Raw genomic sequence first — 22,400 nt, 5'->3', positions numbered from 1 at the left:
GTCGCTCATTGTGTTATGAGTTCGACCCCTTGTGGAAGCGTGCCTTCCTGACCCGCCTCGATGACGAATGCCAGAAGTGTCGCCCGGAACGCCTGAGCGGCCCTGGTGGGCTCCACGTCGCGGCGATGGGCCAGCGCGATCGTCCGGGTCAGCCCGGGAGGCGCCAGGGGGACGCCCCTCAGCCCCGGCCTGCCGTCGAGCACCATCGACGGCACCACGGCCACGCCCAGCCCGGCCTCGACGAACCTGAGCACCGCGTCCATCTCGCCGCCCTGCACGGCCAGCCTCGGCTCGAACCCGGCCTGGCGGCACGCGGCCAGCGTCGCCTCGCGCAGGTCGTAGCCGCGCCTGAACATCACCATCGGCTTGCCCCGCAGGTCGGCGATGCGCTGGTACGGCCTGCGGGTGGGCTCGTGCGAGGGCATGGCCACGACGAGATTCTCTCGCAGGACGTCCTCGGTCACCAGAGAGGGGTCGTCGCTCTGCAGCGGCATGATGATCATTGACAGGTCGAGCTGACCACGGGCCAGCGCCCGGACGAGGTCGCGCGAGCCGCTCTCCTCGACCAGCAGCTCGATGCCGGGATAGTCGCGGTGGAAGCGGGCCAGGGCGTCGGCCAGCAGCCCGGCGCACAGCGACGGCGTCGCGCCCAGCCGCACCCGGCCCCGGCGCAGCCCGGCCAGCTCGGCCACCTCCTGCCTGGCGGTGTCGGCGTCGGCCAGCATCCGGCGGGCGAGGGGGAGCAGCGCCTCGCCGGCCGGGGTCAGCGTGACGTTGCCGCGCGCCCGGGAGAACAACGGCGCGCCCAGCTCGGCCTCAAGGGCCTTGATCTGCTTGCTGAGCGACGGCTGGGCGACCCGCATCCGCTCGGCCGCCTGAGTGAAGTGCCTGGTCTCCGTCACGGCCACGAAGTAGGCGAGCTGCTGCAACTGCATGTGATTTTCCTCGCACCGGTGGTGCGCATTCGCGAGCGCAATCGCCGTACAAACCAGACATCATAGCCGAAGGCTATGAAAACGAGGCCCGCGATGACTTGGACGGGACATCGCCGGATACCTAGCGTCAGAAGACGTGACTGCCACGATAGAGCGCGGTGCCGCCACCTCGCCTGTGACCCCCAAGTCCGGCCCGCCCGCGAAGAGACCAACGTCCCGGAGGCCCGGCGGGTTCCTGGGCTCCTCCAACGGCAAGAAAGTCGTCATGGCCGTCACGGGCGCCGTGATGGTGGTCTTCCTCCTCGCCCACATGCTGGGCAATATCAAGATCTTTTTTGGTAGGGACTCGTTCAACGCGTACGCGCACGGACTGCGCACGCTGCTGGAGCCCATGGCGCCGTACCGGCTGCTGCTGACGGTCCTGGAGATCGTGCTCGTGGTCGCGGTGGTGGCGCACATGTGGGCCGCGATCTCGCTGGCGCGGCGCGCGCGCAAGGCCCGGCCGGTGAAGTACGTGGCGAAGAAGTCGCAGGCCAGCGGCTACACGACGCACATCATGCGGTTCGGTGGCGTCACGATCGTGCTGTTCGTGGTCTGGCACCTGCTCGACCTGACCTTCGGCGTGGTCAACCCCAAGGGGTACGACTCCTCGCCCGCCGACCGCATGATCGCCGGATTCGACCCGTCGCGCTGGTGGGTGACGCTGATCTACCTGGTGTCCGTCGTCATGATCGGGCTGCACCTGCGGCACGGCATCTGGAGCGCCTTCCAGACACTCGGCTGGGCGAACCGCGCCCGCTACCGGGTGCTGAAGGCGACCGCCGCGCTGATCTCGGCCGCCCTGGTCATCGGGTTCCTGGCCCCGCCCCTCGCCATCACGTTCGGAGTGATCAAGTGAATTACGTCGAAGGGGAGCCGATCCGCGACACGAAGGCTCCCGCCGGGCCCATCGAGGAGCGGTGGGAGAAGCGGAAGTTCGGCGCGAAGCTCGTCAACCCGGCCAACAAGCGCAAGCTCAACGTCATCGTGGTCGGCACCGGTCTGGCCGGCGGCTCGGCCGCCGCCACCCTGGGCGAGCTGGGCTACAACGTCAAGTCGTTCTGCTACCAGGACACGCCGCGGCGCGCGCACTCCATCGCCGCGCAGGGCGGGATCAACGCCGCGAAGAACTACCGCGGCGACGGCGACTCCATCCACCGGCTGTTCTACGACACCGTGAAGGGCGGCGACTTCCGCGCCCGCGAGTCGAACGTCTACCGGCTGGCGCAGGTCTCGGTGAACATCATCGACCAGGCCGTGGCCCAGGGCGTGCCGTTCGCCCGCGAGTACGGCGGCCTGCTCGACACGCGCTCGTTCGGCGGCGCGCAGGTGTCGCGCACCTTCTACGCCCGCGGCCAGACGGGCCAGCAGCTGCTGCTCGGCGCCTACCAGGCACTGGAGCGGCAGATCGCGGCCGGGACCGTGGAGATGTTCACCCGGCACGAGATGCTCGACCTGATCATCGCCGACGGCCGGGCCAGGGGCGTCATCGTCCGCGACATGGTGACCGGCGAGATCGAGCGGCACGTGGCCGACGCGGTCGTGCTGGCCACCGGTGGCTACGGCAACGTGTTCTTCCTGTCCACGAACGCCAAGGGCTGCAACACCACGGCCATCTGGCGGGCGCACGAGCGGGGCGCGTACTTCGCCAACCCCTGCTACACGCAGATCCACCCGACCTGCATCCCGGTGTCGGGCGAGTACCAGTCGAAGCTGACGCTGATGTCGGAGTCGCTGCGCAACGACGGCCGGGTGTGGGTGCCGCTGCGCAAGGGCGACGACCGCGCCCCCGGCGCCATCCCCGAGGACGAGCGCGACTACTACCTGGAGCGCATCTACCCGGCGTTCGGCAACCTCGTCCCCCGTGACATCGCCTCACGCGCCGCGAAGAACGTCTGCGACGAGGGCCGCGGCGTCGGTCCCGGCGGCCTCGGCGTCTACCTCGACTTCCGCGACGCGATCGGCCGGCTCGGCCGCGACGCCGTGGAGAAGAAGTACGGCAACCTCTTCGAGATGTACGAGCGCATCACCGGCGAGAACCCCTACGACGTGCCGATGCGCATCTACCCGGCGGTCCACTACACGATGGGCGGCCTGTGGGTCGACTACGACCTGCAGTCCACGATCCCCGGGCTGTTCGTGATCGGCGAGGCCAACTTCTCCGACCACGGAGCCAACCGCCTCGGCGCGTCGGCCCTGATGCAGGGCCTGGCCGACGGCTACTTCGTGCTGCCGACCACCATCGGCGACTATCTGGCGGCCGGGCCGTACGGAGAGGTCGACGAGGAGGCCGTGGCGGCGGCCGAGATCGCGGTACGGTCCAAGATCGACCGGCTGCTCGCGGTCAACGGCACGCGCACGCCCGACTCCTTCCACCGCGAGCTGGGCAAGCTCATGTGGGAATACTGCGGCATGGAGCGCACCGAGGAGTCGCTGCGCAAGGCCCTGGAGCGCATCCCCGAGCTGCGCGAGGAGTTCTGGCGCGACGTCAAGGTCTCCGGCACCGCCGAGGAGCTGAACCAGGTGCTGGAGAAGGCCGGCCGCGTCGCCGACTTCTTCGACCTGGCCGAACTCATGTGCCTGGACGCCCTCGTCCGCACCGAGTCGTGCGGCGGCCACTTCCGGGCCGAGTCGCAGGACGCCGACGGTGAGGCGCTGCGCGACGACGAGACCTTCGCTCACGTCTCGGCCTGGGAGTACTCGCCCAAGGGTGAGCCGGTGCTGCACAAGGAAGCGCTCGAGTACGAGTACGTCAAGATGACCCAGCGGAGCTACAAGTGAACCTGACCCTGAAGGTCTGGCGGCAGAGCGGCCCCTCCGACGCCGGACGGATGGTGACCTACCGGGTCGAGGACGTCTCGCCGGACATGTCCTTCCTGGAGATGCTGGACGTGCTCAACGAGCGGCTCATCCTCGAAGGCGACGACCCGGTGGCCTTCGACCACGACTGCCGCGAAGGCATCTGCGGCATGTGCGGCATGGTCATCAACGGTGTCGCGCACGGCGAGCAGCGGGCCACCACCACCTGCCAGCTGCACATGCGCCACTTCGAGAACGGCGCGACCATCACCATCGAGCCCTGGCGGGCCGCGCCGTTCCCGGTGGTGAAGGACCTGGTCGTCGACCGCTCGGCGTTCGACCGCGTCATCCAGGCGGGCGGCTTCGTCTCGGTGCCGGCCGGCTCCGCTCCCGACGCGCACAGCATCCCGGTGCGTAAGGAGGACGCCGACGACGCCTTCGACGCCGCCACCTGCATCGGCTGCGGCGCCTGCGTGGCGGCCTGCCCCAACGGCTCGGCCTCCCTCTTCACCGCCGCCAAGATCACCCACCTGAGCCTGCTGCCCCAGGGCCAGCCGGAGCGGCTCTCACGCGCCAAGGCGATGGTGGACCAGATGGACGCCGAGGGCTTCGGCGGCTGCACCAACACGGGTGAGTGCACCGCGGTCTGCCCCAAGGGCATCCCGCTGGACACGATCGCCCAGATGAACAGCGACTACCTCAAGGCCAACGCCAAGTAGTCCTTCGCGAGGGGCCGTACGGGATGTCCCGTACGGCCCTTTCGCATGCGCCGACGAATCAGAATGATAGTTGCAGCTATCATAGCTGTAGCCATCATAGTCGTAGGAGTATGCGTTGATCCGTAAGCCTGATCGCCTCTTCGGCCGTGATTTCGAGTGGGAAGAACTCGTCGAGTTCGCGACGTCCTCGTCGGCGGGTGCGACTCTGGGGCTCGTCCACGGTCGCCGCCGCCAAGGCAAGACGCTCATGCTAGAGCTCCTGGCTCGCGAAACGGGCGGTCTCCTTTTCGCGGCCACTCAGCAGACCGAAGCCCAGAACCTCGCCGATCTGGGAGCCGCCTACGCCGAATACCGCGGTCTACGGCAACCGGTGGTGTTCTCCGGCTGGCGGGAGGGGCTGGACGAGCTGTTCCGCCTCGGCGAAGAGCGTGCCGTACCTGTGATCATCGACGAATTCCCTTATCTGATCTCCGCCACACCCGCGTTGCCCTCGTATCTGCAGCAGGCACTCAGTCCGCTCAGGTTCGCGAAGGAGAGCACGCGCACGCGCATGATCCTCTGCGGAAGCGTGCTCACCACGATGGCGCAGTTGCTCGGCGGTGGCGCACCTCTGCGCGGCAGAGCGGTGCTCGAACTCGTCGTGAGGCCCTTCGGGTACCGCGAAGCGAGCGCCTTCTGGGGCTTGGACCACGACCCCGAACTGGCCTTTAGAACGAATGCCCTGGTAGGTGGCACACCTGCCTACCTGGAGATGAGTGGTGGCTCCGGTCCCGCGGATGTCGGCGGCTTCGACCGATGGGTTGGCAGGCGCCTGCTGAATCCTGCCTCCGCGATGTTCCGTGAGGGTGGATTCCTGCTTCGTGAAGAGCCTTCGATCACCGATCCGACGTCATTCGCGGCCACGTTGACGGCCATAAGTGCCGGAAACCACCGTCGCTCCGAGATCGCCGCCGCCCTTGGGCGTTCCACCAGCGCGCTGGCCCACCTGTTGACGGGCTTGCAGGACATCGGGCTTGTCGAACAGGTCGACGATGCCCTTCGAGGCAAGCGCAGTGTCTTCCGGATCGCCGAGCCCATCGTCCGCCTTCACCAGTTGATCACGCAGCGACACGAACCCGAGTTGGTGATCGGTCAGGCGGAGCGGGTCTGGCGCGCGAATGCCGACACAGTGGCATCCAAGATCTACGGCCCACACTTCGAGGATCTGGCGCGCCAATGGTGCTTCGAGCACGCTTCCGAAGAGACGCTCGGTGGCGCCGCTACCGACGTACGCCCTACCGAGATCGCCTGCCGCGAACATCGTCGGGGTCACGAGCTCGACATCGTCGCGACGGAGACCAGTCCGTTCGCCGCTGATCGGATCATCGCGATAGGAGAGGCCAAAGGCACGCTCACCCCCGTGGACGTGCCTCATTTGCACAGGCTGGAACATCTGCGGGGCCTCCTGCCCGACACGCGGATCGGGCGCCCCCCCAAGCTCATGCTCTTCGCCCGCTCGGGATTCACCGGTGCTCTGAGAAGTCACGTCGAAGGACGTGCCGACATCGAACTGATCGATCTGCCTCGGCTGTATTTCGGGACCTAGAACGGCCCCGGACACAGGCGGCCTCCCGTCCGGTGGGACGGGAGGCCGGTGAGCGTGGATTACGAGTGCGGGCAGGTGTCGCGGTACTCCTCGATGTCGCTGCGCTGGGGCGCCGGGCAGAGGAACCGCTCGTAGCGGGTGTCGTCGTCGACGAACCTCTTCAGCCAGGCGACCATGTACTTGCCGGTCGGGGTGTTGGTGGTCTGCGGGAAGAAGTGGCTGGCGCCGTTGAGCTCCATGTACGCCTTCTCCGACGAGGCCGGGATGCTCTGGTAGAACGGCTCGGAGTGGGTGGTCACGGAGGCGACCGAGTCGTTCTCGCCACCGATGATCATGGTCGGGACCCGTACGCCCGACCAGCTCTTGGTCAGGTTCCACGGGGCCAGCGGGACCGCGGCCTGCAGGCTGGGCCGATCGTTGGCGGCCTCCAGGGTGCCGCCGCCGCCCATGGAGTGGCCCGCCACGGCGAGCCGGGAGGCGTCGATGCGGCTGCGGACCGCCGTCGGGCTGTCCTCGACCAGGTAGTCCAGGGCGGCCAGGAGCTGGCGGCCGCGGCTGGCGGGCTGGTCGTAGCGGGAGTTGGTCTCGATGCCGATCACCACGAAGCCGTGCGAGGCGATGCGGGGGCCGAGCCAGGAGATGCTCGACCACGAGGCGGTGTAGCCGGGGGAGATGGCGATCGCGCCGAACGTGCCCTGGCTGGTGTCGTTCGGGTAGTAGATCTGGCCGCCGCCGAACCCGCTCACGCTGAGCGAGGAGACGGACTGCTGGGAGGTGGCGAACGGGCCGCGGCTCGCCTCCAGGACGGAGTCGGTGGGGTCGGGGCCGCGCTCGTACGGGCCGGCGGCGTGGGCGGCGGGGGCGAGGGCGAGGGTGCCGCACGCCAGGGCCACGGCCATGGCGAGCTTGGTGAGGGTTCTCGCGGTGGGGAGAGACACGTCGGGAACTCCATGTTCGCTGGGGGGTCCGATGGGGGGAACCGGTGGGGGGAACCTGTGTCCGCCGACATTGTTGAGCCCGCTTGTCAGCACCCGCATCGCGTGAATCGCCGGTCTCAGGAGAGGCGGCACGCCGGTTTCGGGGGACGTGCGCCGCCGGTCTCAGGAGAGCAGCCGCGCCAGCTCCACGCGCGAGCGCACGCCCAGCCTGACGAAGACGTTCCTGAGGTGGTGGTCGATCGTGCGCGGGCTCAGGAAGAGCCGCTCGGCGACCTCCCTGTTGGTCGCGCCGTCCGCGACCAGCCGGGCGATCCGCAGTTGCTGGGCGGTGAGCAGCCGCTCCGGGTCTCCGGCGGGGGAGACGTGGACGACGGCCTCGCCGGAGGCGCGCAGCTCCGTCCGGGCCCGCTCGCTCCACAGCGCCGCGCCCAGCCGCTGGAACGTCTCCAGCGCGTCGTGCAGGTGCTCCCGCGCGGCGCCGGGCCGCCGCTCCCTGCGCAGGGCTCCGCCGTACAGCAGTTGGGTACGGGCGGTCTCGAACCGGCAGGCGCCCTGGCGGTGCAGCTCCAGGGCCTCGCGGAACAGCTCGCCCGTCTCGCCCGGCGCGGCGAGCAGCGCCCGGCAGCGCGCCACGAGCGCGAGCCGGTCCGGGCTGCCGGTGCTGGCCGCCCAGCGCTCCAGCACCCGCAGGGCCGCCGCGGCCCGCCTCCTGTCACCGATGCGGGTCGCCGCCTCGATGAAGTGCGGGCTGGCCATGACCCGGATGACGACGTGGTCGTTGCCGTGCCTGCCGCGCAGCCTGGCGGCCGCCTCCGCCGGACGCCCGATGGACAGGTCGAGATGGGCCAGCGCCCAGTTGCCGAGCGTGGTGGCGATGCCCAGGCCATGGGACTCGGCCAGCTCGATGGCGGCGTGGGCCCGGTCGCGGCAGCTCTCCGCGTCGCCCTGGACGGCGGCGGCGTGCGCCAGCCAGGCCAGGTGCTGGGCCGCGGCGTTGAGCTGGCCCGACTCCTGGGCCAGCCGCAGCCCCTCGGTGGCGTGGGCCGCGACGGAGGAGTAGCGGCCCAGCCAGAACTGCGCCTGGATCATCGACTCCAGCAGTTGCGGCACGACGCTGATCGCGCCGCGCCGCCTCGCCGTGTCGACGGCCCGGGCCGACAGCTCGATCGCCGTGGCGTCCTCGCCGAGCAGCAGGCTCGCCACGCACGCCCAGACCAGCGTCACCGGGCTGCTCACCCCCGCGGCCAGCTCCACGACCCGGCGCAGCGGCCCGGCGGCGGCCCGGTGCCGGCCGCTGAACGTGGCCGCTATCCCTTCCAGGTACTCGAACATGAGCTGCGCGGCCACGCAGTCGTCGCCGCGGCGCAGCACCGCGGCCTGCCGGGCGATGGCGTGCAGGGCACGGATGTCGCCGGCCAGGTAGCTGGCCTCCGCCGCCTGCAGCAGCGCCTTCACCCCGACCAGCCGGTCGTGCTCCACCAGCCAGGTGGCAGCGGCCAGCAGCCTGTCGCGGGCGCTGTCGGCGTTGCCGCTCAGCAGCTCCAGCCGGCCGTACATCAGCTCGGCCTGACCGCGTGAGGAATCGGACGCCACCGGGCGGCGCAACCAGGTCAGCAGCGACCTGGCGCGCGGGAAGTCGGCGGACACCCACGCGTGTCGGGCGGCCGCGGCCAGCCATTCGGCCCTGCTGGCGTCGTGGCCGGTCAGCCGGGCGGCCCGCTCGTAGGCCAGGGAGGGGCCGGGATGGCCGTGACGCGCGGCGGTCGAGGCGGCGGCGGCCAGCTCGGCGGCGAGTCGTTCGGGCGGGCCGTCCAGCGCGACCGCCCGGTGCCAGGCCCTGGCCAGCCGCCGGCTCTCCCCGCCGAGGAGGTCGCCGAGCAGCCGGTGCGCGGCCCGCCGCCGGGCCAGCGGCGCCTCGGCGTAGGCGACGGCGCGGACCGTCTCGTCGGTGTAGACGTACCGCTCGCCCTCGGCGCGGATCACCCCGGCGCGCTCGGCGGGCGCCAGCACGGACAGCGGGTCGGCCGGTTCGGTGGCGAGGATCAGCGTCGCCGTGTCGAGACCCGGATCGGCTGCGAGGAGCAGCAGCAGGAACCGGGTGTCCTCGGGCAGGCCGGCCAGCCGGTCGGCGTGCGCGCGGTGCAGCCGCCCATGGGCCGGCAGGCTGTCGGGCGCCGGCGCGAGCCCGGCCAGCTGCTCGGCGCTGAGCGACTCCACCAGCTCGCGCAGGGCGAGCGGGTTGCCCCGCGAGATCCGCTCCAGGCTGCCGCGCAGGTCGCCGGAGAGGCTGCCCGGCAGCAGCTCCGCCGCCAGCGTGCGCGTCGCGGCCTGGTCCAGCGGCTCCAGCGTCCGCACCGGGACGTCGCCTGGCAGTTCGCCCGGCAGCCCGGCAGCGTCCCATGCCGTGAACAGCAGCGCGATCCGCTCCCCGGCCACCCTCCTGGCCGCGAACGACAGGGCCTCCCGGCTGGCCGCGTCGAGCAGGTGCAGGTCGTCGACGCAGACCAGCACCGGCTCCGCGCCGGCCAGCTCGCGCAGGAACTCCAGCAACGCGGCCGGGAGCGCGACCCCGCCGTCGCTGCGGCCCAGCCGCAGCGCCCAGGTCAGCACGTGCGACCGGATCAGCCCGGCCACCGGATGCAGCAGCGCGTGCAGGCCGGACAGCGGCAGGTGCGTCTCCTGGCGGATCCCCCGGGCGCGCAGCACGGCGAAATCGCCCGCCAGTGTGACGGCGAGGTCGAGCACGGCGGTCTTGCCGATGCCCGGCGACCCCAGCAGGGCCAGCGCCCCGCCGTCTCCCTGGCGGGCCCGGTCGAGCAGCAGCCGCACGGCGGCCTCCTCGGCGGCGCGCCCGTGCAGGACGCTCTGGCGCGTGACAGCGGCTGACGACATGACCAGAGTGTTACTCGCGGGTGTCAACTGATAAAGGGGTGCGGTGTAAAGACGTCCGGGACCGGCGAAATCGCCGATGCGTCTCCGCCGGATCGGCCACCTCGCGCGGTCTGATCATTCGAGGCTTAATTTGTATGTTTGCAAGCATACTAATAAGGTGGCATCCGTGCGTAAGCCTGATCGAGTGCTCATGCGGGACGCGGAGTGGTCCGCGCTGGCCCGGTTCGTTGGCCATCCTGACCCGCAGCTACGACTCGGGGTCGTCTCCGGTCGTCGCCGCGTGGGAAAAAGCTATTTGTTGCGAGCGCTGGCCGAAACCGTCGGTGGGCTCTACGTGTCCGCGGTCGCGGAGGAGAGTGTCGTCGCCGCCAGACAGCGATTCGCTGCGGACATCGCCCGGTATGCCGGGATGGGGCCCGAGCTCGTCGCCGACACCGGCTGGCAGTCCCTGCTGACGACGGCCATCGAGCTGACCGCGCGGCGCGGCGATGGTCCGGGGGTGCTGGTCATCGACGAATTGCCGTACTGGATGGCCCATTCACCGGAACTGCCCGGCCTGCTCCAGTTGCTCTACGACCAGTCGCAGGCGGGACACGGGCCAAGCGGCCGAGTGATCGTCTGCGGTTCGGCCATGTCGGTGATGAACGAACTGCTGTCGGGCACCAAGGCGCTTCGGGGCCGTGCGGCGATCGACCTTCGCCTGCGTGCGTTCGACCTGCCCGGCATGGCCCGGCACTGGGGGATCGGCGACTCGTCGGCCGCCCTCCGCGTGCATGCGATCCTCGGCGGCTCTCCCGGCTACCGCAATCTCGCCAACGTCGATCCGCCGCGAAGTCTCGTCGACGTGCGGGAATGGGCCGCGGCCACCGTGCTGGATCCGCGGCAGGCCCTCTTTTCCGCGAGTGAAGCGGAGTACCTGCTGCGCGAGGATCCCAAGTTCAGCGGCAGCGCCTTGCACTACGCGATCATCAACGCGGTCGCGGCCGGCGCCACCGGTCCGGCGAAGATCGGTGCCCTGCTGGAGCAGCCGCGCACCACGGTGACCCGTCCTGTCGAGGCCTTGGTGAGCGCGGGCTTCCTGAGGTACGAGTCCGATCCGCTCTGGGAGCGGCGGCCGGTGATCACGATCGCCGACCCCATCATCCGCTTCCACAACCTGATCACCGTCCCGCAACGTGACCTGGTCGAGACGGGACAGTCCGTGGAGGCGTGGCGGCGCGCCGAGCCGACCTTCCTGTCCCGCATCCTGGGACCGCACTTCGAGGACTGCGCCAGAGACTGGCTCCGCACGCAGGCTGACCCCGCTCTCCGCGGTGAGGCGAGCCAGATCACCGCGACGGTCGTCAACGACCGTCAGGGGCAGGCCAAGCATGAGATCGACGTCGTCGCGATCGACAAGAGAGCGGGACGGGCGGTCGTCAGTCTCGTCGGCGAAGCCAAGGCGACGCTCACCAGGCGCGGCGTGGCAGACCTCGACCGCCTGGAGCGACTCAAGGCGTTGCTCTCGCAGCATGGGCACGACACCACGCGGGCGATCCTGGCGATCTTCTCGACCGAAGGGTTCCATCCTGACCTGATCGGCACGGCGCGCCGCAGGGGTGACGTCCTGCTCGTCGACCTGCCGGCCCTGGTCGGGGGTGGCGATGTGCCGGTGCGGCCGGGGTGAGCGGTCAGGGGTGGGGGCAGGGGTGGGGGCAGGGGTGGGCGGTCCAGGTGGCGGTGGTCTCCAGGTGGTGGCGCCACAGCTTCTCGCCCTCGCCGCCCGGCTCCCAGCGCGCCGCGAAGTTGAGCAGGTCGCGGCAGCGCGCCAGCATGGCCGCGTGCCGCCGCTCCCACGGCGGCACCGTGCCGTCATAGGCGTCGAAGAAGGACGCCAGGGACGGCACATGCGCGGGGTGGTGTGTGCGGACGATCCACTCGCACCACGCGAGGTCCTCAAGTGGCACGCCCTGATGCGCCCACTCCCAGTCGAGGATCGCGGCCGTCTCGAACGTCTCGGGGTCGAACAGTAAGTTCTGCGGGCCGAAGTCGCCGTGGACGATCCCCAGCCGGTGGATGCGGGTGAGCGTGCGCCCGCAGCCGGCGAGCACCTCGGCCGCCCGGCCGTCGTCCAGCAGGTCCTCGCCGTGGACGCCGTCGACGAACCGGATGGTCAGGCTCGTCGCGGTGATCTGGTGGACGGCGGGCACCGGCAGCCGCCCCTTCAGCCTGCGCAGGAACCTGCTCTCGGTGCGCAGCCGCGTGGCCGCGCCCGGCCCCTGGTAACACTTGACCACCAGGGCGCCGTCGCCGACCGTGCTGTTGGTGTAGCCGTGCCTCACAGGCAACGATTCTGGCCTACCGGCGGCCCGGACATCACCCGGCGCGCCAGGCGCATTCGGCATACCCCGCATCACTACCGTATGTGACGACATGTTACAGATAGTGCATGGCAGATCTCCGCCGCGGTCAGACGCGCAACCTGGTCCTCGCGACCTCGGCATTCGCTCTCACGTTCTGGGCGTGGAACCTGATCGGGCCGCTGAGCAGCAGCTACACGAAGAGTCTGCACCTGGCGCCGACGCAGACCTCGCTGCTGGTCGCGATCCCGGTGCTGGTCGGCTCGCTGGGGCGGATCCCCGTCGGTGTGCTGGCCGACCGGCTGGGCGGGCGGCGGATGTTCGCGATCATCTGCTTCCTGTCGATCCTGCCCGTGCTGCTCGTCGGCTGGTCCGGCTCGTACGGGTGGCTGCTGTTCTGGGGGTTCCTGCTGGGGATCCCGGGCACCTCCTTCGCGGTCGGCATCCCCTTCGTGAACGCCTGGTACGAGGCCCCGCGGCGAGGCTTCGCCACCGGGGTGTTCGGGGCCGGGATGGGCGGCACGGCCCTGTCCGCGTTCTGCACGCCCCGGCTGGTCGAGGCGCTCGGGCGCGGGGCCACGCACGTGCTGATGGCGGTGGCGCTGGCGGTGATGGGCCTGATCATGCTGGCGTTCAGCCGCGACTCGCCCGCGTGGCGACCCGCGACCGCGCCGGCGCTGCCCCGGATCCGCGAGGCGCTGAAGGTCAAGGCGACCTGGCAGTGCTCGTTCCTGTACGCGGTGGCGTTCGGAGGGTTCGTCGCCTTCTCCACCTACCTGCCCACGCTGCTGGAGAACGTGTACGCGTTCGCGCAGACCGACGCCGGGCTGCGCACGGCCGGATTCTCCATCGCGGCCGTGGTCGCCAGGCCGTTGGGCGGCATCCTGTCCGACCGGATCGGGCCGGTCCGGGTGCTGCTCATCTCGTTCGCCGGGGTCGTGATCATGGCGATCGTGCTGTGCTTCCGGCCGCCGCCGGAGCTACCCGCCGGGGTCTCTTTCGTGTTGATGGCGCTCCTGCTCGGTCTCGGCACCGGAGGCGTGTTCGCGCTGGTCGCCAAGGTGGTCGAGGCGTCGCGGGTGGGCACGGTCACGGGCCTGGTAGGAGCCGCGGGAGGGCTCGGCGGCTACTTCCCGCCCCTGGTCATGGGCGTCGTCTACAGCGCCGCGGGGGCGTACACGCTGGGCTATCTGTTGCTGGCCCTGACCGCGCTGGTGGCGTTCGTCTACACGTTCAGGGCGTTCAGGGCGCTGCCCTCCTGACGCGAAAACCGTTTGCCTGGTCAACCTGAACCTTGCCAATCTTGACAGGTTATGCGCTCCCTTCCCCAAGCCGATCCCGGCGTGCCCGACATCCGCGGTCCACTGCGCTACCTGTGGTGGAACGCGCGCTCCCAGCTGCCCTCCCTCCTGGCCGGCATCGCGTTCGCGATCGTCTGGTGGCTGGTGCAGGCGCTGGTGCCGGCCGTGCTCGGCAAGGGCATCGACGCCGTCATGGCCAAGGACAGCGGGGCGCTGCTGACCTGGTCGGCGATCATGCTCGGGCTCGGCCTGGTGCAGGCGGGCTCCGGCATCATGCGCCACCGGATGGCCGTCTACAACTGGCTGGCCGCCGCCTACCGCACCGTCCAGGTGACCGCCAGGCAGGCCGCCCGCCTCGGGGCCACGCTGCCCAAGCGGCTGTCGACCGGCGAGGTGGTCAGCGTCGGCAACTCCGACATCGCCCACATCGGCACCGCGATGGACATCCTGCTGCGCGGCACCGGCGCGGTCGTGGCGATCGTCACGGTCACCGTGATCCTGCTCTCCACCTCGCTGCCGCTGGGCCTGATGGTGCTCGTCGGCGTGCCGATCATGATGGTCGCCGTGGGTCCGCTGCTCAAACCGCTGCACAGGCGGCAGAACCTCCATCGCGACCTGGCCGGCGACCTGGCCACCCGGTCGGCCGACATCGTGGCCGGGCTGCGGGTGCTGCGCGGCATCGGCGGCGAGCAGGTGTTCGCCGAGCGCTACCGCGAGGAGTCGCAGCGGGTCCGCCACGCGGGCGTCGGCGTCGCCAGGATCGACTCGCTGCTGGAGGGCGCGCAGATCCTGCTCCCGGGCATCCTCATCGCCACCGTCACCGGCGTCGGCGCGTCGTTCGCGGTCGGCGGCGAGATCACGGTCGGCCAGCTGGTCGCCTTCTACGGCTACGCGGTCTTCCTGATCGGGCCGATGCGCACCCTCACCGAGGCCGCCGACAAGCTGACCAAGGGCCACGTGGCCGCCCGCCGGGTGGTGCGGATCCTGTCCATCGAGCCCGAGGTGTCGGGCGGCACCGGCACGAGCAAAGGTGGCGTGCTCCGCGACTGCTACAGCGGCGTGACCGTCCGGCCGGGCATGCTGACCGCCGTCGCGGCCGCCGCGCCCGAGGAAGCGATCGCGATCGCCGATCGGCTGGGCCGCTACGCCGACGGCGACGTCACCTTCGGCGAGGCCGACCTGGCCACGCTGCCGATGGCCGAGATCCGCTCGCGCATCCTGGTCGCCGACAACGGTGCCCGGCTGTTCACCGGCAGGCTCCGCGACGAGCTCGACGTCCGCGGCGGCGCCTCCGACGAGCAGGTGCGGCAGGCCCTGCGCGCCGCGTGCGCCGAGGACATCGTGGAAGCCCTGCCCGAAGGGCTCGACGCCGCGGTGGCCGAGGCGGGGCGGGAGTTCTCCGGTGGCCAGCAGCAGCGGCTCCGGCTGGCCAGGGCGCTGCTCTTCGACCCGGAGGTGCTCGTCCTGGTCGAGCCCACCAGCGCGGTCGACGCCCACAGCGAGGCGCGCATCGCCGACCGGCTGGCCCGGGCCCGCGCCGGCCGTACCACGCTGGTCTGCACGACCAGCCCGCTGGTGCTCGACCGCACCGACCACGTGATCTACGTCGAGGACGGCAGGGTGATCGCCGAGGGCGCCCACCGCGACCTGCTGGCCTCCGCACCGCGATACGCCGCGACCGTGACCAGAGGGGAGGACTGACGATGGCCCGCGAGATCCTGCCCGTCGCCGACGAGAAACAGGTGCGCGCCTACGCCAGGCGGCTGACGTTGAGATATCCGCGTCAGCTCACCGTCGCCCTGGTGCTGCACGGGCTCGCGGCGGTGGCCGGACTGGCCGTGCCCTGGCAGCTCGGCACGCTGGTGCAGACCATCCGCGACGACGGCGAGGTGAGCGTGGGCCTCGTGGCCCTCGGCATCGGCGGGTTCCTGCTGCTGCAGAGCGTCCTCGTCCGCTACGCGGTGCTGGCCTCGGCCCGGCTCGGCGAGAAGGTCCTCGCCGAACTGCGCGAGGAGTTCGTCGACCGGGTGCTCGGCCTGCCGCTGTCGACGGTCGAGCGGGCCGGGGCGGGCGACCTGATCACCAGGACGACGCGCGACGTCGACTCGCTGTCCAGGACCGTTCGGCACGCCGTGCCCGAGACGTTGATCGCGGTGGTCACCTTCGCGATCACCATCGGCGCGATCGTGCTGGTCAGCCCGCTGCTCATGCTGCCGATGCTGATCGCGGGCCCGATCCTGTGGTCCGCGACGCGGTGGTATCTCAACCGGGCCCGCGACGGCTACCTGCGCGAGAACGCGGCCTACGCCGACATGACCGAGGGGCTGGCCGAGACCGTCGACGGCGCGCGGGCGATCGAGGCGCTGGGCCTGCACCGGCGGCGCGGGCAGCGCACCGACGCCGACATCCGCGGGTCGTTCGGCGCCGAGCGCTACACCCTGCGCCTGCGCACGATCTGGTTTCCCGCCGTGGAGCTGGGCTACGTCCTCCCGGTCTGCGCCACGCTGCTCGTCGGCGGGCTCTTCTACACCAACGGCTGGGTGACGCTGGCCCAGGTCACCGCGGCCACCCTCTACGCCCAGCAGCTGATCGACCCGCTCGACCGGTTCCTCATGTGGATCGACGAGCTACAGGTCGGCGGCGCGGCCATGGCACGGCTGCTCGGCGTGGCCAACGTGCCCGACGACCGGGCGCCCTCCGCCACCCGCCCCACCGGTGAGCTGATGGAGGCCGACGACGTCCGCTACGCCTACCGCGAGGGCCGCGACGTGCTGCACGGCGTCTCCCTGACCGTCAGGCCGGGGGAACGGCTGGCCATGGTCGGCCCCTCGGGCGCGGGCAAGTCGACGCTCGGCAGGCTGCTGGCCGGCATCCACGGCCCCCGCACCGGCGTCGTGTCGGTCGGCGGGGTGCCGCTCGTCGACCTGCCGCTCGACGAGCTGCGCGGCCACGTGGCGCTGGTCACCCAGGAGCATCACGTGTTCAAGGGCACGCTCCGCGACAACCTGCTGATCGCCCGGCCGGGGGCCGACGACGCGGCGGTGTGTGCGGCGCTCGACGCGGTCGACTCGCTCGACTGGGTGCTCGGCCTGCCCGACGGCCTCGACACGGTGGTCGGCTCGGGCGGCCTGGCCGTCTCGCCCGCCCAGGCCCAGCAGCTGGCGCTGGCCCGTCTGGTGCTGGCCGACCCGCACACGCTGGTGCTGGACGAGGCGACCTCGCTGATCGACCCGCGTGCCGCCCGGCACCTGGAGCGCTCGCTGGCGGCGGTGCTGGAGGGCCGGACGGTCATCGCCATCGCGCACCGCCTCTACACGGCCCACGACGCCGACCGGGTCGCGGTGGTGGAGGACGGCCGGATCAGCGAGCTCGGGTCGCACGACGAGCTGGTGGCGGCGGGTGGCTCGTACGCGGCGCTGTGGGGCAGCTGGCACGGTGTGCCCGCCCGTCCGCCGCACGAACCGGTTGGCTGACGCCGTTCGCCCGGCCGGTCCAGGGCATCACGTCGCTCGGCGTGATGCCCTGTTCGCTCGGCCGGTCCAGGGCATCACGTTGGTCGGCGTGATGCCCTGGACCGAGGGGACAGGTGAGCGGGACGTCACTCGCCCAGCGACTTCTTCAGGAAGTCGACCTGGAGCAGCAGCAGGTTCTCCGCCACGACCTCCTGCGGCGTCATGTGCGTGACACCGGACAGCGGGAGGACGTTGTGCTGGCGGCCGGCCGCGAGGAGCGCGGACGACAGGCGGAGCGTGTGGGCGGCCACCACGTTGTCGTCGGCCAGGCCGTGGATGAGCAACAAGGGGCGGTCCAGCTTGGCGGCGTCCCCGAAAAGGGAGGAGTTGTCGTAGACCTCGGGCTGCTCGTCCGGGTGGCCCAGGTAGCGCTCGGTGTAACAGGTGTCGTACAGCCGCCAGTCGGTCACCGGGGCCCCGGCCACCGCGGCGTGGAACACGTCGGGCCTGCGCAGCACCGCCAGCGCCGCCAGGAAGCCGCCGAACGACCAGCCGCGGATGGCCACCCTCGTCAGGTCGAGATCGTCGGGATACTGCTCGGCCACCCCCTGCAGGGCGTCGACCTGGTCCTCCAGCACCGGGGTCGCCAGGTCGCCCAGCACCGCGCGCTCGAACCCCGGGCCGCGGCCGGGAGTGCCCCGCCCGTCGGCCACGATGACGGCGAAACCCTGCTCGGCGAACCACTGGCTCTCCAGGTAGCCGCCGCGCCGGTTGAGCACCCGCTGCGCGTGCGGCCCGCCGTACGGGTCCATGAGGACCGGCAGCCTGCGCGAGCCCTGCTCGTGCCAGGAGGGCAGCACCACGGCGGTGGCCAGCTCGCGACGGCCGGAACGGCCGAGTGACACCCGCAGGTCGAGACCGGGATGCTCGGCCATGGACGGGATCGGGATCGCCACGCCGTCGCGGCGCACGACCGTGGTCGAGACGCCCTCGACGTCGAGGGTCTGCTCGCTGAGCACGCCGACGCCGCTCGCCATCCGGCCGGAGAACACGCCGGACCGGGTCGAGACCGGCAGCAGCGAGTGGCCGTCCCAGGTCCACAGCTGGATCTCGGTGGGGTCGCCGCTGGCGGTGAACAGCACACTGTCGTGGTCGACGTCGAGCACCGCGCGCACCTGCAGCGTCGGCGGGGTGACCGCGCGGTCGCCGACGAACAGCCGGTTGCCGCCGTCGGCCTGGGCCACCCAGACCAGTGACCCGTCGTCGAGGTGGGCGGGCACACCGGCGACGACGTCGACCCAGGCCGGATCGGTGTCCTCGCGGACCAGCGTGGACCGGCCGGTCGCGGGGTCGACCGCGAACAGCCGCAGCGCCTTCTGATCGCGTGGCATCGTCACGATCGACAGCGCGTGGGAGTCCCAGGCGGCCGTCGTGAGGTATTCGTCGTCGTACGGCACCGCCACCCGCGTCCCGTCGAGGCCCAGCACGAACAGCTCGGTGACGGCGTTGGGCGTGCCGGCGGCCGGGTAGCGCTGGGTCACCGCCGGACGGTCGGGATTGGCCGGGTCGGCGATGTACCAGCTGTGCACCGGCGCCTCGTCGGCCCGCTCGACCAGGAGCGCGTCGCTCGACGGAGACCACCAGTGGCCGCGCATCCGGTGCATCTCCTCGGCGGCGATGAACTCGGCCAGGCCGTAGGTGACCGTCGGTGACTCGGGCGCGGCCAGCGCCCGGTCGTCGCCGGAGGTCAGGTCCTGGACACGCAGGGCGCCGCCGGTGACGTAGGCGACCCGGCGGCCGTCGGGGGAGACGCGCGGATCGATGGCCGAGCCGGGGATGTCGAGCCGGCGCGTCTCCCCGCTCGGCAGGTCGGTGACGTAGAGGCCGCCCGACAGGGCGAAGACGGCCGTGGTGACCGCGCTGTCGGTCGTGTAGGCGACCACGCCGCCCGCCTGCTCGCGGCTGCGCTCGCGCCTGGCCCGCTCCTCGGGCGGCAGGTCGTCGTCGGCGTCGAGCGAGCGCGGGTCGACGACCAGCCGCTCGGCCTGTGTCTCGGTGTCGAGCTCCCACAGGCAGGTCACAGGGTCGGTGCCGGACCTGGTGCGCAGGAACACGACCCGGGCGCCGTCGGGGGAGATGGTGAAGCCCCTGGGCACTCCGAGGGTGAACCGGCGGGTCCTGGCGAAAAGTCGCGGGAAGCTCTCACTCATGGCGCCAATCCTGCCAGCAGAAGGGGTTGGTTAGGCTCGGAGGCATGACGGAGAGCGAGGCGCCGGCCGGCGAGCGAAACCACGGGCGCGATCGGCGGCTGCTGTTCGTGCACGCCCATCCCGACGACGAGTCGATCGGCACTGGCGCGACCATGGCCCGCTACGCCGCGGAGGGCGCCCACGTCACGCTCGTGACCTGCACGCTTGGCGAGGAGGGCGAGATCATCCCGGCCGACCTCGCCCATCTGGCCGCCGACCGCGACGACGCGCTCGGCCCCTACCGCGCCGGCGAGCTCGCCGGCGCGTGCCGGGCGCTCGGCGTCGAGGACCACCGCTTCCTCGGCGGGGCGGGACGCTGGCGCGACTCGGGAATGATGGGGCTCGCCTCCAACGAGCGGCCCGAGGCGTTCTGGCAGGCCGACCTCGACGAGGCCGCGGGCGAGCTGGTCAAGGTCATCCGAGAGGTGCGGCCGCAGGTCCTCGTCACCTACGACGCCAACGGCTTCTACGGCCACCCCGACCACATCCAGGCGCACCGCGTGTCCCTGCGGGCCGTCGAGCTCGCGGCCGACCCGGAGTTCGGCGAGGGCGAGCCGTGGCGCGTCGCGAAGTTCTATCACACGGCCATGGCCGACTCGGTCATGCGGCGCTCGGCCGACGCGCTGCGCGAGGCCACCGACGTGTCGTTCGTCGCCGAGGACGTCGACAAGGCGCCGTTCGGCAGTCCCGACGAGGCGATCACCACCGAGATCGACGCGCGGCCGTGGGTGGGCCGCAAGCTCGACGCGATGCGCGCCCACGCCACACAGATCAGCGTGCGCGACCCGTGGTTCGCGCTGTCCAACGGCATCGGCCAGCAGGCCGTCGGCGTGGAGCACTTCATCCTGGCCAAGGGAGCGCCCGGCCCCGACGTGCCCGGGCTGCCGGTCGAGGCGGGCGGGCTCAGCGAGCCGGGCCACCGCGAGAACGATCTGTTCGCCGGCATCCACTAACCTCGGTCGACATGGAGCAACGCAGCCAGGCCGAGTCGGCCCTGGGTGGGGCGGCCTACGGCATGCTGTTCGTGCTGGGGCTCGTCATGGGGATCGTGGGCGGGTTCACGCAGGACGCGTGGCACCTGGGCCCGGTCCCCGCCGCGGCGGTCGCGTGGGTGCTGGGGCTCTTCGGCGTCTGTGTGGGGGCGGGCAGGTTGATGCGCGCCAAGATGGGGGCGGCCGTGACGGCCGCCGGGTGGTTGCTGGTGTCGATGCCGTTCTCGCTGCAGCTGTCGCAGGGGGATCTGGTGATCGCGGGGGGCGCTGCCGGATATGTCTACCTTTATGGGGGGATGGTGGCGTTGGTGGCGGGCTTCTTCCTGTCCCCCTCCACCTCCCCGCCCGGCTCCTGGCTCCTCCGCGGCCACCCCTGACCCGCGCGACCGCGTTTATACGACCATTTTTTACGGCAAGGCACGGGAAGGCCCACCCGTATTTGCGACCATCTTTTACGGCAAGGCACGGCAAGGCCCACCCGCCGCCCGTGGCCGGGCCCTCTCCAGGGACACGCTCCTCCGGTTCCCCGGCGAGCCGCCGTGACGTGCGCCCCCTGGGCCCCGGCCGTGGTCCACGCCTGGCCGGGTCCCAGATGACGCCTGGCTGGCCGGGGCCCATCTGGTGCATGTCTGGGGCCCGGGCTCACGGGATGCGCGCTTGGCCGGAGTCCTAAGGGTGTCTGCCCGGCCGGGGGTGTCTGCCTGGCCGGGCCCGTGGGGTGCATGTCTGGCCGGGTCCCACGGGATGTGCGCGGGGCCCGGCGTTCAGGGTCGGTGTTCTACTGGGCCGGGGGTTCCGGGAGTGGGGTTTCCGATGGCTCCGTCGGCACGTCGGTCGGCACCGTCGGTGTGTCCGTCGGTGTGTCCGTGGCCGTGGGGCAGATCGGGATCGGGTCCACCGGGGGCGGGGTGTCCGTCGGGACGCCGGTCGGTTCCTCGGTGATCGTGGGAGTGGTCGAGGGCGTCGGGGTCGGTTCCGGCACGGTCGGGAGCGATGGGGTCGGTTCGGGGGTGGTCGGGAGCGACGGGGGCACCGAGGGCGTCTCCGAGGGCGGGATCACCGGGATCCCCGGCTGGCAGGTCTGGGTGACCGTAGCCGTGACCGTCACCGGAGGCGCCGTGACCGTCTCGGTGACCGTGGTCGTGACCTCGTGCGTCGCCGTCTCCGTCACGGTCGCCGTGACCGTCTCGGCGGGCGCGGTCTCGGTGACCGTGGCCGTCGGCGTGGCCGTCACCGTTCGGGTCGGCCAGGGCAGTACCTTGACCTTGACCTTCGGCTTGCCTTTCACCTTGTACGCGCCCTTGCCGAGCTTCTTGCTGGCCTTGCCCGCGCCCGTGGTCACGGGGAGTTCGGCGGCGGTCGTACGGCAGGACTTGCCCTTGCAGACGCGCTGACGGATCGTGAACCTGGCGGCGCCGTCGTACTTGACGGCCACGTCCAGGTAGGAGGTGCCTTTCTTCTTGACGACCTTCGTCGTGGCGGTGTACTTACCGATCTTGGGGGTGGGCGTCGACGACGCGATCACGACGCGGAGCGGGGCCTCGGATAAACCCATGGGGTCGCTCGCCGAGGTCTGAGTGATCGCGATACCGCCGGCACCGGCCAGAGCCATGGCGCCGACCAGCGCGCCCAGAATGGAAAATCTCATGATCCTGCTCTTTAGGGAGATTTCAGGACGTCGATCATTATTCCGAGTTGTCAAGATTGGTCAAGACTGAGACGCATGAACAGGCGACACAGGTTCCGTCGGGTGGTGAACTATCTGAATCTGGCCACCCCGCTAGGTTTGCTGATCTCCGTCATCGGCGGCGCCACCCGGCAGCCCGGGCCCGACGGCCTCGTGCTCGCCTTCGGCTACCGCTACCGCTTCCCCATCGCGGGGGCGTTCACCGTGGGCAACGTCGTGCTGACCAGGCGAGACTCGCTCGACGATCGGCTCATCCTGCACGAGGGCAGGCACGCCACCCAGTGGGCGTGGTGCGTCGGCCTGCCCATGCTCCCCCTCTACCTGCTGTCCATGCTGTGCTCGGTGCTGCTCTGCGGGCACCAGGCGTCGTACAACGTGTTCGAGCGGCTGGCGGGCCTCGACGACGGCGGCTACCCGCGCGCGGCCCTGTGGTGGCGACGGCGCGCGGGAGAGCGGCAGGGCGGGTGAGGCCA

General features: G+C 71.1%; 17 protein-coding genes. 11 read left to right on the top strand and 6 right to left on the bottom strand.

The genetic code is table 11. The annotated features are described in order from the left end of the window. Positions 1 to 5 precede the first annotated feature (5 nt). On the bottom strand, positions 6 to 935 hold the full coding sequence (locus AB0I38_RS09210; RefSeq protein WP_358464495.1) for a LysR family transcriptional regulator: 930 nt from the start codon (positions 933 to 935) through the stop codon (positions 6 to 8). A 136-nt stretch (positions 936 to 1,071) separates the two neighbouring features. On the opposite strand from AB0I38_RS09210, the gene AB0I38_RS09205 reads away from it, so the two are divergent. The 4 genes from AB0I38_RS09205 (at position 1,072) to AB0I38_RS09190 (ending at position 6,077) form a co-directional block, all read left to right on the top strand. Continuing rightward, positions 1,072 to 1,833, top strand: coding sequence for a succinate dehydrogenase cytochrome b subunit (locus AB0I38_RS09205; RefSeq protein ID WP_358464492.1), 762 nt, complete (start codon positions 1,072 to 1,074; stop codon positions 1,831 to 1,833). Further along, the gene (locus tag AB0I38_RS09200; protein ID WP_358464489.1) at positions 1,830 to 3,755 is read left to right on the top strand and encodes a fumarate reductase/succinate dehydrogenase flavoprotein subunit; all 1,926 of its coding nucleotides are present in this window, start codon (positions 1,830 to 1,832) and stop codon (positions 3,753 to 3,755) included. Before AB0I38_RS09205 ends, AB0I38_RS09200 begins: the two co-directional genes overlap by 4 nt. Then, complete coding sequence (locus AB0I38_RS09195; RefSeq protein WP_358464486.1) at positions 3,752 to 4,492, top strand: succinate dehydrogenase/fumarate reductase iron-sulfur subunit; 741 nt, start codon at positions 3,752 to 3,754, stop codon at positions 4,490 to 4,492. The genes AB0I38_RS09200 and AB0I38_RS09195 overlap by 4 nt, the downstream gene beginning before the upstream one ends. Positions 4,493 to 4,607: 115 nt before the next feature. Further along, positions 4,608 to 6,077, top strand: coding sequence for an AAA family ATPase (locus AB0I38_RS09190; RefSeq protein ID WP_358464483.1), 1,470 nt, complete (start codon positions 4,608 to 4,610; stop codon positions 6,075 to 6,077). A gap of 59 nt (positions 6,078 to 6,136) precedes the next feature. Here AB0I38_RS09190 and AB0I38_RS09185 read toward each other — a convergent pair whose 3' ends face one another. Continuing rightward, positions 6,137 to 6,976 (bottom strand): alpha/beta hydrolase family protein, encoded by an 840-nt coding sequence (locus tag AB0I38_RS09185; protein WP_358465150.1) that lies wholly within the window; start codon positions 6,974 to 6,976, stop codon positions 6,137 to 6,139. A gap of 201 nt (positions 6,977 to 7,177) precedes the next feature. Then, on the bottom strand, positions 7,178 to 9,907 hold the full coding sequence (locus AB0I38_RS09180; protein ID WP_358464480.1) for a LuxR C-terminal-related transcriptional regulator: 2,730 nt from the start codon (positions 9,905 to 9,907) through the stop codon (positions 7,178 to 7,180). 76 nt (positions 9,908 to 9,983) lie between these two features. On the opposite strand from AB0I38_RS09180, the gene AB0I38_RS09175 reads away from it, so the two are divergent. Beyond that, positions 9,984 to 11,573 (top strand): ATP-binding protein, encoded by a 1,590-nt coding sequence (locus tag AB0I38_RS09175; RefSeq protein WP_358464477.1) that lies wholly within the window; start codon positions 9,984 to 9,986, stop codon positions 11,571 to 11,573. Positions 11,574 to 11,577: 4 nt separating this feature from the next. On the opposite strand, the gene AB0I38_RS09170 is transcribed toward AB0I38_RS09175, so the two are convergent. After that, positions 11,578 to 12,228, bottom strand: coding sequence for a phosphotransferase (locus AB0I38_RS09170; RefSeq protein WP_358464474.1), 651 nt, complete (start codon positions 12,226 to 12,228; stop codon positions 11,578 to 11,580). 107 nt (positions 12,229 to 12,335) lie between these two features. Between AB0I38_RS09170 and AB0I38_RS09165 the strand changes: the two genes are divergently transcribed. Genes AB0I38_RS09165 through AB0I38_RS09155 form a run of 3 tightly spaced genes read left to right on the top strand, consistent with a single transcriptional unit; the run spans position 12,336 to position 17,020 of the window. Beyond that, positions 12,336 to 13,508, top strand: coding sequence for an MFS transporter (locus AB0I38_RS09165; RefSeq protein ID WP_358464458.1), 1,173 nt, complete (start codon positions 12,336 to 12,338; stop codon positions 13,506 to 13,508). A gap of 51 nt (positions 13,509 to 13,559) precedes the next feature. Next, the gene (locus tag AB0I38_RS09160) at positions 13,560 to 15,248 is read left to right on the top strand and encodes an ABC transporter ATP-binding protein (protein WP_358464455.1); all 1,689 of its coding nucleotides are present in this window, start codon (positions 13,560 to 13,562) and stop codon (positions 15,246 to 15,248) included. A gap of 2 nt (positions 15,249 to 15,250) precedes the next feature. Next, positions 15,251 to 17,020, top strand: coding sequence for an ABC transporter ATP-binding protein (locus AB0I38_RS09155; RefSeq protein ID WP_358464452.1), 1,770 nt, complete (start codon positions 15,251 to 15,253; stop codon positions 17,018 to 17,020). A gap of 125 nt (positions 17,021 to 17,145) precedes the next feature. Here AB0I38_RS09155 and AB0I38_RS09150 read toward each other — a convergent pair whose 3' ends face one another. Continuing rightward, positions 17,146 to 19,209 (bottom strand): S9 family peptidase, encoded by a 2,064-nt coding sequence (locus AB0I38_RS09150; protein ID WP_358464449.1) that lies wholly within the window; start codon positions 19,207 to 19,209, stop codon positions 17,146 to 17,148. A 44-nt stretch (positions 19,210 to 19,253) separates the two neighbouring features. Between AB0I38_RS09150 and mshB the strand changes: the two genes are divergently transcribed. Together mshB and AB0I38_RS09140 are read left to right on the top strand one after the other, a co-directional pair. Next, positions 19,254 to 20,201, top strand: coding sequence for an N-acetyl-1-D-myo-inositol-2-amino-2-deoxy-alpha-D-glucopyranoside deacetylase (gene mshB / locus AB0I38_RS09145; protein ID WP_358464446.1), 948 nt, complete (start codon positions 19,254 to 19,256; stop codon positions 20,199 to 20,201). A gap of 11 nt (positions 20,202 to 20,212) precedes the next feature. Next, entirely contained in the window at positions 20,213 to 20,617 is a 405-nt protein-coding gene (locus AB0I38_RS09140) for a DUF6113 family protein (RefSeq protein ID WP_358464443.1), read from the top strand. Between the two features lie 401 nt (positions 20,618 to 21,018). Here the strand turns inward: AB0I38_RS09140 and AB0I38_RS09135 are convergent, their stop codons facing one another. Further along, positions 21,019 to 21,888, bottom strand: coding sequence for a hypothetical protein (locus AB0I38_RS09135; RefSeq protein ID WP_358464440.1), 870 nt, complete (start codon positions 21,886 to 21,888; stop codon positions 21,019 to 21,021). A gap of 105 nt (positions 21,889 to 21,993) precedes the next feature. Here AB0I38_RS09135 and AB0I38_RS09130 point away from each other — a divergent pair, with 105 nt between their 5' ends. Beyond that, positions 21,994 to 22,395: a hypothetical protein gene (locus AB0I38_RS09130; RefSeq protein WP_358464437.1), complete on the top strand. Its 402-nt coding sequence runs from the start codon at positions 21,994 to 21,996 to the stop codon at positions 22,393 to 22,395. The last annotated feature ends 5 nt before the right edge of the window (positions 22,396 to 22,400 follow it).

Source organism: Nonomuraea cavernae, from assembly GCF_040655715.1.
GTDB classification, from domain to species: Bacteria; Actinomycetota; Actinomycetes; order Streptosporangiales; family Streptosporangiaceae; genus Nonomuraea; species Nonomuraea cavernae_A.
This window is presented reverse-complemented; position numbering and strand designations above follow the sequence as displayed.